The sequence below is a fragment of the Kluyvera sp. genome (assembly GCF_965301105.1).
This window is the reverse complement of record NZ_CBDKZX010000026.1, coordinates 34754-47893: the sequence shown is the minus strand read 5'-3', so window position 1 is coordinate 47893 and position 13140 is coordinate 34754. Positions and strand designations below refer to the sequence as shown.

General features: G+C 52.5%; 13 protein-coding genes. 2 read left to right on the top strand and 11 right to left on the bottom strand.

The window, feature by feature from the left end; genetic code table 11:
* Positions 1-399: 399 nt before the first annotated feature.
* The 4 genes from ybiX to ACW14G_RS11510 form a co-directional block, all read right to left on the bottom strand.
* On the bottom strand, positions 400-1077 hold the full coding sequence (gene ybiX / locus ACW14G_RS11525) for a PKHD-type hydroxylase YbiX (RefSeq protein ID WP_223802199.1): 678 nt from the start codon (positions 1075-1077) through the stop codon (positions 400-402).
* Positions 1078-1123: 46 nt separating this feature from the next.
* Entirely contained in the window at positions 1124-3406 is a 2283-nt protein-coding gene (locus ACW14G_RS11520; protein ID WP_249022128.1) for a catecholate siderophore receptor Fiu, read from the bottom strand.
* Between the two features lie 236 nt (positions 3407-3642).
* Positions 3643-3891: a YdgH/BhsA/McbA family protein gene (locus tag ACW14G_RS11515; RefSeq protein ID WP_163447064.1), complete on the bottom strand. Its 249-nt coding sequence runs from the start codon at positions 3889-3891 to the stop codon at positions 3643-3645.
* A gap of 85 nt (positions 3892-3976) precedes the next feature.
* Positions 3977-4597, bottom strand: a complete 621-nt coding sequence (locus ACW14G_RS11510; RefSeq protein WP_163447062.1) for a flavin reductase family protein — start codon at positions 4595-4597, stop codon at positions 3977-3979.
* 96 nt (positions 4598-4693) lie between these two features.
* Between ACW14G_RS11510 and rlmF the strand changes: the two genes are divergently transcribed.
* Positions 4694-5620: a 23S rRNA (adenine(1618)-N(6))-methyltransferase RlmF gene (gene rlmF / locus ACW14G_RS11505; protein WP_223802202.1), complete on the top strand. Its 927-nt coding sequence runs from the start codon at positions 4694-4696 to the stop codon at positions 5618-5620.
* Between the two features lie 41 nt (positions 5621-5661).
* Here the strand turns inward: rlmF and glnQ are convergent, their stop codons facing one another.
* The 5 genes from glnQ to rhtA form a co-directional block, all read right to left on the bottom strand.
* Positions 5662-6384: a glutamine ABC transporter ATP-binding protein GlnQ gene (gene glnQ, locus ACW14G_RS11500; RefSeq protein ID WP_065355582.1), complete on the bottom strand. Its 723-nt coding sequence runs from the start codon at positions 6382-6384 to the stop codon at positions 5662-5664.
* On the bottom strand, positions 6381-7040 hold the full coding sequence (glnP, locus tag ACW14G_RS11495) for a glutamine ABC transporter permease GlnP (protein WP_065355583.1): 660 nt from the start codon (positions 7038-7040) through the stop codon (positions 6381-6383). The genes glnQ and glnP overlap by 4 nt, the downstream gene beginning before the upstream one ends.
* Positions 7041-7119: 79 nt before the next feature.
* Entirely contained in the window at positions 7120-7866 is a 747-nt protein-coding gene (gene glnH / locus ACW14G_RS11490) for a glutamine ABC transporter substrate-binding protein GlnH (protein WP_065355584.1), read from the bottom strand.
* A 363-nt stretch (positions 7867-8229) separates the two neighbouring features.
* Entirely contained in the window at positions 8230-8733 is a 504-nt protein-coding gene (gene dps / locus ACW14G_RS11485) for a DNA starvation/stationary phase protection protein Dps (protein ID WP_163447058.1), read from the bottom strand.
* A gap of 293 nt (positions 8734-9026) precedes the next feature.
* Complete coding sequence (rhtA, locus tag ACW14G_RS11480) at positions 9027-9914, bottom strand: threonine/homoserine exporter RhtA (RefSeq protein ID WP_065355585.1); 888 nt, start codon at positions 9912-9914, stop codon at positions 9027-9029.
* A gap of 354 nt (positions 9915-10268) precedes the next feature.
* Here rhtA and ompX point away from each other — a divergent pair, with 354 nt between their 5' ends.
* Positions 10269-10778, top strand: a complete 510-nt coding sequence (gene ompX, locus ACW14G_RS11475; RefSeq protein WP_223802204.1) for an outer membrane protein OmpX — start codon at positions 10269-10271, stop codon at positions 10776-10778.
* Between the two features lie 278 nt (positions 10779-11056).
* On the opposite strand, the gene ACW14G_RS11470 is transcribed toward ompX, so the two are convergent.
* Positions 11057-12637, bottom strand: a complete 1581-nt coding sequence (locus ACW14G_RS11470) for a phosphoethanolamine transferase (protein WP_065355586.1) — start codon at positions 12635-12637, stop codon at positions 11057-11059.
* Positions 12638-12893: 256 nt separating this feature from the next.
* Positions 12894-13019 carry a manganase accumulation protein MntS gene (gene mntS / locus ACW14G_RS11465; RefSeq protein ID WP_065355587.1) on the bottom strand — a complete coding sequence of 42 codons (126 nt, stop codon included), beginning with the start codon at positions 13017-13019 and terminating at the stop codon, positions 12894-12896.
* Between the last annotated feature and the right edge of the window lie 121 nt (positions 13020-13140).

The following is a 13140-nucleotide window of genomic DNA, read 5'->3' as shown; positions in this document are numbered from 1 at the left end:
ATCACGTTTTTATTTGGTGTAATAAATCGAAGAGAATAGATGACCATAATCAAAAATATTGAATGATTATTAATTTATTGATTATTAATAAAATATTCACGGTATGAATGCGTTTGGCGTGAATCAACCGAAAGACAGAGCAACGAAGGCACGATTTGCTACTTTTTTTGCCAAAAAGCGTACTCGTAAAGATAATCGATTGCTCTGTATGTTGCGGTATGGATTTGTAATAAAACCTGTGTATTTAGCGGTTGATTAAGATTATATCCTGATTATTGTTTTCGCTGTAAGTTTTTATATTGTCTTTTTGTGGGGCGCTGGCGAAGCGGCTGGCGCTGCCGTTTCGTCAGTTTTTAAGCGCCCATCTTCTTCATATATTTTGAGAAATATTGGCGAGTTTCAGATCTCAGACCATTCGCGCAGCAGGTTGTGGTAGAGATTGAGCAGCGAAAGCGCCTCCTCCGACTCACCGTGCCGACTGTTGAGCGACTGGATATTCCGGTCGAGTTCAAACAGCATCGCGCGGCGTTTATCATCGCGGACCATCGACTGAATCCACATAAATGACGCCACCCGAACACCGTGCGTCACCGGCGTGACGCAATGCAGGCTACTGGAAGGGTAGAGCACCAGGTCGCCCGCCGGGAGTTTGACCGTGTGCTGTCCGTAGGTGTCGTTAATGGTCAGTTCGCCGCCGTCGTAACTTTCCGGGTCAGACAGAAATAAGGTGGCCGACAGGTCGGTACGCATCCAGCCGCTATGGGGATGCTGGCGTACAGCGCCATCCACATGAAAGCCATAGGTCTCCTGCTGCTGATAACGGTTGAAAAGCGGGCTGGAAAGGGTTTTTGGCAGCGCGGCGGCAAAAAACAGCGAGTGACGATTCACCGCTTCCAGCACGCGGGCCTGTAGCGCCATGTAGCGTTCGCTGCGTGTATCAACCTGTTGATTGTTCTTCACCTGGGCACCTTGCGCCCCGACGGTGGCTCGGCCGTCGACCCATTGCGCCTGGTTGAGTTCCGCAACCAGATCGCGTACCTCGTCCGCGCTCAGCACGCCGGGAATTCGATACATCATGGCAGTGTCTCCTGAAAAAAGTGGGGCTTTCGCCCCACACAATCACTTAGAAGTGAACGTTTGCCGTTAACACGAAGGTGCGCGGTTCACCCGGATGATAGCGATAGCCGCTCTTGTTAATAGAGGCAACATAATCGGTATCGAACAGGTTATAAACGTTCAGTTGCAGGTCCAGATTGCGATTGACGCGGTAGCCCAGTTTGGCGTCGGCGACCCAGTAGCTGTCGGTGGAGTCTGGTGTACCCACCGCGCCATCTTTGCCGCGATGCATACTGCCGATATAGCGTGCGCCCGCGCCAATGGACAGGGCGTCGGTCGCTTGGTATTGGCTCCACAATGTAAAGGCATGTTCCGGCGTGTAGGGCAGAGAATCGCTTTGATCCTGCGCTACGTCGGCACCGTTACGCACCGTCGCGCGCTGTTGGGTAAAGCCGCCAATGACCTGCCATTCCGGGGTAATGTTGCCCGCAATAGACAGCTCGTAGCCCTCTACACGTTTGGTACCGTACTGGGAGTAAGTGCCGTCATCGTTCGCTTCGACATCGTTTTCAATGTCGGTGCGGAAAACGGCGGCGGACAGCAGCAGACGCTTATCCAGCACTTCCCATTTGGTCCCCGCTTCGCTGGTTTTCGCCTTCTGCGGTTTGAAGTCGGTACGGTTGGCGCTGCTGCCGGAGCCGCCCGCCGCCAGCGCAAAGTTGCTGCCGCCAGGAGGCTGCTGGGAGATGGCATAGTTGACGTAAACGTTGCCGTTCTGCGTCAAGTGGTATAGCGCGCCGGCCTTCCAGTTCACCAGGTTGCCCGACTTGGCGGCATCCACGGTGGTGACCGGGGTATTTTTGACGACGCCTGCCGGGCAGGCGATGGCGCCGCGCCCGGTGCCGCCGCACAGCGATGCGCTGTCGTACTCAGTATGATAGCTATCTAGGCGAATACCGCCGTTGAGTTCGAAATCGCGGGTAATCTGTAGCGTATCGAAGGCGTAAATCCCAAAGGTATCGGTCTGGCCGTTTGCATTCGCTCCGCTGCGTTGCAGGCTGCCTAACGAAACGCTGCTATCCGGGTGATACAGGTTTACCGGCGGCGCGGTAAACGGATACACGCCGTAGTTGGTTTGCTGCTCGTGGGTAAATTCCACGCCGGTGCTGATATCGTGGCCAACGGCGCCGGTGTAGAACTTCGAGGTCAGGTTGGTCTGGTTAGTGAGGATCTTGTTGCTGACATCTTTGGTATTGATGTTGCGCGTCCAGGTCCAGGTATTAACGTTACTCGGGTCCGGTCGGCCAATATTGCTCGCGCCGCCCATTATCGCCGTCATCATGTAATCTTGCTTGATCTGCGACCAGCGGGTGGTGTTGCGGACAGTGGTGGTGTCGTTAAAATCATGCTCGAAGCGCATCGTCACTGTATCGGTGGTGGAGTCGTCGTAGTCGGAGTGGGTGCCGTAGAAATTGTGGGTATCGACTTTTCCGGAGCTGTTCAACGCCGAAGTTGCTGCGTTGGGCGCGGAGTAGCCCGGCAGCCCCACGGTAGGTACGCCGCCATCCGGAGTATTATTCTGGGTGACGTGCAGATAGTTGAGGTACAGACGATTCTCGGTACCCAGGCCAAACGCGATGGAGGGGGCAATGCCGTAGCGCTCGTTTTTCACGTTATCACGCCCGGCATCATGTGTTTTTTCACCCATCAGGTTTAAACGCACCGCGCTGGTTTCACCGATCGCTTCGTTGAGATCCAGCGTACCGCGTCGATACCATGCGCTACCCACGCTGGCGGAGGCATCAATGCCTGAATCCAGGCGCGGCTGCTTGCTGATCATGTTGATCGATCCCGTTGGCGCGCTGCGACCATAGTCGGATCCCGACGGCCCCTTGATCACCTCGACCTGCTCGGTATTGAACGTATCGCGGGTTACGCTGCCAATATCGCGGATGCCATCGATATAGATGCTATTCGAGGTATCGGCACCACGCATATAGATGGTGTCGCCCGTCGATGAGCTCCCGTTTTCCCCGGCAAAGAAGGCGCCAACGCCCGGCACGTTTTTCAGTGCGTCGGTCAGGTTGGTGGCCCCCTGATCTTTGAGGACCTGCTCGGAAATGACGGTCACGGTACGCGTGGTATCGGCAATCGGGCGACTAAATTTGGGGTCGGCCGACTGGGTTGGGGCATACAGTGAAGGAGCCTGCGCTTCCACAACCAGCGTATCGCCGGTGCTTTTTTCTTTGCCCTCATCGGCCTGGGCGGCAGGTGTCAGGCCGAGACAAAGACCGGTAAAGAAGGTGAGAGAACTAAAGCTGCTGAACGGGATGGTGCGATTTTTTTCCATATCAATGAGCGTCTTATAATTTTTAAAAGCCATTTAAAAATGACAATCGGGCGTGTTTCGTCCCTTTTGCCACTGCAGGTGATTTCTTTTTTATTAAATGATGTTGATAATGATTGTGATAATCATTATCAAATCGGCGTATTTTTTATCACTCATTGGCTTAAAAATAAATACACTGGTTTACAGTTTCTTCATTTTTTATACATAAAGATTACGTTTCTGAGGGAGATTACCGCTCACTCATACAGCGTTGCCGAACCAAAAAGCTTGTTTTTCCCACCGGCAACGTCGACCACAAAGGCTATCGCGCCGGCTTTGTGCGCTTTGCTGGCAAGCTGCTGCTGAAGATCGTCAAGGTTGCTGGCGCCGCTGACCGTCACGGTACCGACCGGGCGAAACGGCACGCCAGGAGGCGGTGTGGGCTGGGCGCAGGCGGTTGTTGTAGCGAGTAGCAGAGCGAGAGAAAAGCGATGAAAGGTGTTCATGGTATCCCCTCCTGATGGCAACAGGGAATACCTTAATTGTAGGTCGTTGATGGAAAAAAACTGCCACCGGGGTGGCTGTTTTTCATCAGGAGCGGCGGGCGTCCGGGCGAATTAAATCAAAACGATGACTCTCGTCAATGGTGTAGTAGGCAGAAGGCCCGCCTGCGCGCAGCACCGGCTGGGCTCGCGCGGTCTGGTAGATGCCGTTTTCCAGCAGCGACTCATCAATATGAATGCCAACCACCTCGCCAAGCACCAGCCAGGTATCCACCGGGGTGCCGTCGGCACCGGTGAGTTGAATACATTGCGACAGCCGACACTCAAAGTTCACCGGGCTTTCCGCGACGCGTGGCGCGTTGACGATCTGGGCTGGAGCAGCGGTGAGCCCGGCGCGGGTAAACTCATCATCACCGTGGGGCAGGGTGGCAGAGGTTTCATTCATAGCCACCGCCAGGCTGCGGGTCGTCAGGTTCCAGACAAATTCTTTGGTCTCGACGATATTCTGCACGCTATCTTTCCAGCCGCTGCTGGCAAAACCGATGATCGGCGGGTGATAGTTAAAGCAGTTAAAGAAGCTGTAGGGGGCCAGGTTATGTCGCCCTTCGGCATCGACAGATGAAATCCAGCCAATCGGTCGCGGCCCTACGATGGCGTTAAGCGGGTCGTGTGGTAGCCCATGGCCCTGGGAAGGTTGATAAAAATACATAGCGCACCTGTTATCAATAAGCAGTTATTCAGACTCCCTTATTTACCGCATCGTCGTCAACGGGTATCTTACGCCGCATTACGACAGGAGAAAGTCATGAGTACCCAAAAACCGGGGTTGCACCCGCGTAACCGTCATCACAGCCGCTACGACCTGGACGCGCTGCGTCAGGCCTGCCCCGCGCTGAGCGATTTTATTACCCTCAACCCGGTTGGCGAGCAAACCATTAATTTTGCCGATCCGCTGGCGGTGAAGACCCTGAACAAAGCCTTGCTGGCGCATTTTTATGCGGTAAAAGAGTGGGACATTCCGGAAGGTTTCCTCTGCCCACCCGTTCCAGGCCGTGCGGACTATATCCATCATCTGAGCGACCTGTTAAGCGATGAAAACGGCAACGTGGTGAAGGGGGCAAATATTCTGGATATCGGCGTTGGCGCAAACTGTATTTATCCGCTGATTGGCGCGCATGAATATGGCTGGCGCTTTACCGGCAGCGAAACGCACCCGCAGGCGTTTGCCAGCGCGCAGGCCATTCTCAGCGCTAACCCCTCGCTGAACCGGATGATCCGTCTGCGCCGCCAGAAAGACACGTCAGCGATGTTCAACGGCGTGATCCATAAAAACGAACAATACGATGCCACGCTGTGCAACCCGCCGTTCCATGATTCTGCCGCCGCGGCTCGCGCTGGCAGTGAGCGCAAACGCCGTAATCTGGGACAGGATCGCGATGATGCGCTGAACTTTGGCGGCCAGCAGCAGGAACTGTGGTGTGAAGGCGGGGAAGTGGCCTTTATTAAACAGATGATCGCCGAGAGCAAAGGCTTTGCCCGTCAGGTAATGTGGTTTACGTCGCTGGTGTCAAAAGGGGAAAATCTGCCGCCGCTGTATCGCGCGTTAACCGAGGTGGGGGCCGTTAAAGTGGTGAAAAAAGAGATGGCTCAGGGGCAGAAGCAGAGCCGCTTTATCGCCTGGTCGTTTATGGATGATGAGCAGCGTCGTCGTTTCCTGGCGCGCAAACGCTAAGAGAAAACGCCGTTTACCCCGAGGGATAAACGGCGTACTTATCAGGAGACGTGCTGCAGGAACTCTTGCAGACGCTGGCTTGGTGGGTTCTTCACCAGCTCCTGCGGATTGCCATCTTCGGCAATCCGGCCTTTATCAATAAAGATCAGGCGAGACGCGACTTTCTCAGCAAAGCCGATTTCGTGGGTGACAATCACCATCGTCATCCCTTCTTCCGCCAGATCCTGCATCACTTTCAGCACTTCGTGGCGCAATTCCGGGTCCAGCGCCGAGGTTGGTTCATCGAACAGCATCATTTTCGGCTTTACCGCCAGCGCTCGGGCAATCGCCACGCGCTGCTGCTGTCCGCCGGAAAGCTCGGAAGGGTAGTGGTGCGCGCGTTCCGCCAGGCCCACTTTGGCCAGCAGATCTTTGGCCAGCTTTTCCGCCGCCTCTTTTTTCAGACCGCGGACGCGGATCGGCCCGAACATCACGTTTTCCAGCGCCGTCAGGTGTGGGAACAGATAGAACTGCTGGAACACCATACCGGCTTCCTGACGGATCAGGCGCTCGTCAACATTCGGGTCGTTTACCTTGAGACCATCGACAATCAGGTCGCCGCTGGTTATCTCTTCGAGTTTATTAATGCAGCGCAGCAGCGTCGATTTACCCGAGCCGGAAGGCCCGATTATCACGACCACTTCGCCCTGTTTGACCTTCAGGTCGATATTGTGCAGCACCTGGGTTTGACCAAAGTGCTTGGAGACGTTTTTAAATTCAATCACAGGATTTTCATCCTTCTTTCAAGAATGCGGAGCACGATATTCAGTACCTGGGTGATGATCAGGTAGATAACGCCAACGGCGGTCCAGATTTCCAGCGCGCGGAAGTTTCCGGCGATAATTTCCTGACCGCTGCGGGTCAGCTCAGCGGCACCGATAACAATAAACAGAGAGGTGTCTTTGATACTGATGATCAACTGGTTACCCAGCGCAGGCAGCATACGGCGAACGGCCAGCGGCATAATCACATGGCGAATGGTTTCGCGGCGCGACAGGCCGAGTGCCAGACCCGCTTCGCTAAAGCCTTTGTGGATGGACAACACTGAGCCACGAGTGATTTCTGCAATATAAGCACCGGAGTTGATCATGATGGTGACAACTGCCGCAGTGAAGGTATCGATACGAATGTCCGGGAAAGCCATTGGCAGCGCGAAGTAGATGTACATGACCTGTACAACGATAGGCGTACCGCGGATCACTTCAATAAATACGAGGGCGATATGGTTTGCAATCCAGCCACCGTAAGTACGGGCTAAGCCAGCCACCAGACCGATAATGATGCCGCCCGCGAGGCCGAGGATCGAAATCCACAGAGTCATTTTGGCGCCGTCCAGAAGAATAGGAATGGCAGGCCAGATGACGCTCCAGTCAAACTGCATGATGATAATCCTGTTACCGTGGTTCAAAAATAGCAGGGGCGAAAGGCCGCCCCTGAGTTTGCATCAGATTTTGGAATAATTATTTAGGTTCGGTACCGAACCATTTTTTGTAAATTTCGTTATAAGTGCCGTTTTCACGCAGCGTTTTCAGCGCGCCATTCACTTTTTCACGCAGCTCGTCGTTGCCTTTCGAGAACGCAATACCGTACTGCTGAGCTTCCAGCGATTCGCCTACCGCTTTGAACTGACCGTTACCGGCAGTCTTGATAAAGTAGAGAATATTCGGGGTATCGTGCAGCACCGCGTCGGCGCGGTTGGTGCCCAATTCCATGTACGCATTATCGATGTTCGGGAACTGGCGCAGGTCTTTGGTTTTGATATTCGCTTTTGCATAATCAACGGAGCCTGTTCCGCTCTTCACCGCCACCACTTTGCCATCCAGATCTTTCACGCTCTTGATGTCATTGTTGTTGGTTTTCACCATCACCAGCAGGCCGCTTTTATAGTAGCCGTCGGAGAAGTCGACCGCTTTTTTACGCTCGTCGGTAATGGTAATGCCAGCCAGCGCCAGATCGACGTTTTTGGTCTGCAGTGCCGGGATAATGCCGCTGAAGTCCATCGGCTTCAGGGTGTAATCCAGCTTCAGCTCTTTCGCAATTGCTGCCCACAGGTCGATGTCAAAGCCGACATACTGATTACCCTGCTTGAACTCGAACGGGACGAACGCGGTATCCGTTGCCACAACCAGCTGTTTCTCGGCAGCCTGAGAAGAGACCGCAAACGCCAGGGTGAGTGCAGCCAGTGAAACTTTAAACATTGACTTCATAGCATTTCCTTTTATATCCACGGGGCGATCCCCTGCGATAACAAACGGCTTATGAAAAAAACGTGCCAACTTTACAATCGGTTGTTTCTTAACAAATAATGCGTTTTTCATTGCACAAAAGCGGAAAAATAACGACCGCTTTGCACCAAATAAGGGCACCAAAGTGGTGCGCGAAAATCGTGTTGTTAAGTATGGCGTTTTTTAGCGCAAACGCAGAGGAGAAAACAATCTTTTATTAACGATTGTGTGAGGTGATTATTACAAATGATTTACTTTGGCGGGGTTTCTGTCCGATTGGGTGCACTTTTCTGGTGCAAATCCCTCCGGTGGAGGGACCGGAGGGAGATAAGATTTTCCTATGTGTTATTCGATGTTTGCCTCGATGAACCACAGGAATTTATCCAGGTCACGGGAAGCGGCGGTGAAGATATCGGCGGTATCTTCATCTTTGGCTTCACCGATCGCTTTACGTACGTCGTTAGCAACAATCGCATAACGCTCAGCCAGCGCTTTCAGGTGATCCTGCACGCTAGTGATATCCAGCGGATAGCTTTTCAGCGGCGTCTGGGCGTTGATGACCTGAGTGGTCCCTAGCGCAATCCCGCCGAGCTGAACGGCGCGCTCAGCCATGGTATCCAGATGGTCGGTGAGCGCCGTGCGGAAGCCATCAAGCATTTCATGCACCGCGATAAAGTTCGCACCGCGCATGTTCCAGTGCGCCTGCTTTGTAATCAGCGACAGATCGATAAACTGAAGAACCTGACGGTTGAGTAACGCAACGGTGGCCTGTTTTTCGCTTTCCGGAACGTCGTTACGCGTATAGAGAAGTTGGGCGTTTTTCGTTTTAACCAGTTTTGCAGTACTCATAATCATATATCCTCTTGATCCGATACACTTATAAAAGCATGTGTATCTGCGTCCTCATGAATTAACGAAAACAAGTATAGCACCGTGAGCGGGACGGTATTTTCTGATTCTACCTATAGGTTTGATAGAGAGCGTAATTTTGTTTTTTAAATTCAATTAAAACAGGTGGTTACTGGTGTTTTGGGATGGTGGGTATTTTTATTAAATTATTTTTATTGATGTAAAATAAGAATTTATGCAGTTTGTTTTCGATATTATGCATAGTGGCGTGCACTATGCATAAATAAGAAAAATCAACCAACGTCGACTTGTTTTATTTTACTTTCCTGACGCATTGTGAGCGTTGAACCCATTGACGCCATAATAATGGCCCCCAGCGCCATAGACTGGCTAAAGGTCAGCGTCTCACCGAGGAAAACCATGCCGGACATGGCTGCCAGAGCAGGCTCCATACTCATTAATGTTCCAAAGGTACGTGTAGGTAAACGCGTCAGAGCAATCATCTCCAACGAGTAGGGCAGTGCGGTAGAGAGCACGGCAATGGCTAAGCCCAGCGGCAACAGCGACCAGTGCAACAGGGTATCGGCGGCCTGCATGGCGCCCAGTGGCACAAAAACGACCGCGGCAATCAAGGACCCCATCGCCACCGTAGCCGGGCCATGGTCTTCACCGGCACGACGGCCGCTCAGTATATAGACCGCCCAACCCGCGCCAGCACCGAGCGCCAGCAGCGCGCCGGTGAGATCGACATGCGCAACATCCTGCCCCAGTGGCAGCAGGAACCACAGACCCATCACCGCCAGAACCACCCAGATAAAGTCTACCGGGCGGCGTGAAGAGAACAGCGCCACCGCCAGCGGCCCGGTGAACTCCAGTGCCACTGCAATACCCAACGGAATACGCTGTAGTGACAGGTAAAAGAGATAGTTCATCGCGCCCAGTGACAGACCATAGAACAGCAACGGTAGACGCTGCTCTTTAGAAAAACGCAGTCGCCAGGGCTTAAACACCACCACCAGAATCAGCGTGCCGAGCGCCAGGCGCAGCGCAGTAACGCCTGGCGCGCCAATCAATGGGAACAACGACTTAGCCAACGATGCGCCACTCTGGATGGAGATCATAGAGATCAAGAGGACGAGGATGGGTAACCATGAGGGTAGCTTGCGGGGCGTGGTGGACATCTTTTTCCTGTCAATATTTGTCAAAAGAGGTAAAAGCGGCAGTGTAATGGAAATAGTCGCCCACGGTTGAGGAATTGTTGAAAAAAAATCGTCCCGGAACGAGTAGAATTTGCTGAGTCGATGAAAATTTCGTCTGTCAAATTAGGAATTATCTGGAAAATTAAACGTTAATTTTACCGTAATGAACATAAGATTTAACGTAGAAAATCGTTTAATATGAATGGCATAGGTCTTGGTGGAAAAGTTTTGTTACATCAAAGATGACCTTAGACATCATCAGTTCCAAAGAGTTTCTTAACAAATTTTGATATATTTAAAACTTACGGACTTATTAGAAGCACATTTGAGGTGGTTATGAAAAAAATTGCATGTCTTTCAGCACTGGCCGCTGTTCTGGCTATTTCCGCAGGTACTGCCGTAGCTGCAACCTCCACTGTTACCGGTGGTTACGCACAGAGTGATATGCAGGGCGTCGCTAACAAAGCTGGCGGCTTCAACCTGAAATATCGCTACGAAGCAGACAACAGCCCGCTGGGTGTGATCAGCTCATTCACCTACACGTCTAAGAGCGACACTCAGAACGATGTCTACACCAAAGGTCAGTACTACGGCATCACTGCGGGTCCTGCTTACCGCATCAACGACTGGGCAAGCATCTACGGTGTAGTCGGTGTTGGTTACGGTAAAGCACAGGGCAACCAGTTCCCGAACAATGACAGCACCAGCGACTACGGTTTCTCCTACGGTGCCGGTCTGCAGTTCAACCCGATCGAAAACGTAGCACTGGACGTATCTTACGAACAGTCTCGTATTCGTAGCGTTGACGTAGGTACCTGGATCGTAGGTGCAGGTTACCGCTTCTAATCACTTCGGTGATACAAAAAAGGGGTCTTTATGGCCCCTTTTTTAATGCCCTTTGTAAACCTATTTCCCGCCAGATTCAACCGCCCGCCGCAATACCGCTAACCAGCGCCTTCCGAAATGCTCCCGAATATCTCCTGCTGCCCAGGTAAGTGGCGACGGTGAATTTACCGTGTCCGGAACTATGGCAAGCAGCAAGTATAGTCATCCAACGCCGGGGCGATTCGCTATCCGTTTACCGGCGTGAAAGGCAAACGGATAGCGACGGAGGAGGGGCGAAATTAGCTTTTGGGATCAAATAGATCGGTCTTCAGCGTATCGTAATCCACTTTTTGTAACTGGAAGTTGGTGATGTAGACCTTGCCGGCTTTTTGCGAGGAGATAAAGCGATACTTCGGCGTAATCTCTTTGGTTTGGATCCCGGTCCACTGCGAGAAGAAGCTCAGGAAATCGTTGGCGGAACGACGTGCCTTGATAATCTTGTGCGCTTTGTCATCGCTGGACAGCACCATAAACGGTACCTGGAAATTCTGCTGATATTTATCATCGTGCGCCAGATACTGTACCGCTTTGCCGCGCTCTTTAAACGCCAGCCCGTGATCGGAGAAGTAAACCAGCGAGAAGCTGTCGGTGTTACGTCGTAGCTGATCGTAAAGCTGGTTTAGCAGGCTGTCGGTTTGGGTCATGGTATACAGATAGCATGACGTTTCCTTTGACTGCACGAACTGCGCATACTTGCCCTGGGTGCGGTCACAGGCCTGCGGATGCGAGCCCATAATATGCAGCACAATCAGCTGAGGCTGGCTACGCGTCGTCGACAGTACCTGAGCGGTCATTTTCAGCAGATCTTCATCGCGGGTATTTTTATCCGCTTCGAAGTCGCCGCTTTTCAGGAAGTGTGCTTCATCGGCGCGTTTGGCGATGCTGGCGATAGCCGTGTCGTACTCGCCAATCTGCCCCTGGTTGGAGAACCACCAGGTCTGGAAACCGGCGCGGTTGGCGAGAGTTACGAAGTTATCCTGATACAGCGGTTTGCCATCCACGACACGGTTCAACGTCAGCCCCAGCGATTTCTGCGTAGAGCCGCTGGCGGCAATATAATTAGTAAACAGATAGCCATTGACCGAGCTGGCGAACGGCGTGTTATCCCAGTGACCGCCGAATGCGCCCAGCGCGTCGCGTCGCGCGCTTTCACCGATCACCACCACGTAAGTATGGTATTTCGGCTTCACGGCCACCACGTTCCAGGTGTCTTTCAGCCCGGAAAGCTGCGCCATGCGCTGCTGTTCGTCAATCACCTCGTTATTATTAACGATGATGTCTTTCACGAAGCGGAAGGCCGGGTAGCCGCTATCTTTCAGCTTAAACCCCCAGCCATCAATCTTGTTTTGAATCGGCTGAACGAAGAACACGCCGATGCTGAATAGCAGACACAGCGTCTCTATCACGCCCCAGCGTTTTTTATCTGTGGCTTTACGGCGAACGGCAATCACGCCGAGCACGAAAATAAACAGGCCCACGAGGTAGCTATACCACGGGAAAATAGTGAAGATTTCCGTCGACTCTTCCACATTCGTGGAGTGTAGCGCCAGCAGCGTGTTGAAATTCGGCGCGCCATAGGCCTGACTGAAGGGGAAATAGAGCGCGGCCACGAGCGAATAAACCCCCAGCACCACCTTCTGCACTTTAGGCAGCGTGCGCCACAGCAGATGTAGCACGCAGGTAAATGCCACCGCGTACAGCAGGCTAAACGGGTAGCCCAGCGCCAGGTTTATCAGGATCGACTGTAAAAAATAAAGTCCCGTCCACGGGCTAACGGCCAGCCCACGTGCAGCAAGGGTTTCTTTCAGGGTTAGATTCATAGATTACAACTATCAAAACGCCATGTGCGTCCCCTGGCGTCAAGGGGTCTTTATTGGCCAGACGATGCGTGAAGAGGGGGATGCAAAGTACAGGGCTGCAAGAAGATAAAGCGAGCTTATTATTGGGTCAACTACTGATAACGAATTGTTTTGGGAGGGCGCTTACAAAACCAGAAAATAAACGCGGTTTTTGGGCGCAAACGGGTAGGTTGCCAGCACATGATGACAGCATGATGAAGCGGCGTCGCGACGCCGCTTAGCGGGACGGAGTGTCCTGTTTGGATTTGTTGTTGAACAGGTCGCACAGCATACCGATCAACATCAAGCGTACTTTAAAAGGAGAGTGGCTAAACACGCTGATACACCTCTTGAATTCGTTCATGGTTCCTCCTGCCTTCTGGCCCGTCAATCCGTGATGAGCGTTCGCATTACATACAGATATAGCACAGGCTATATTTTATAGCTATGGCTAAAACGTTAAATTTTTGTGCTTGGGTCACAAT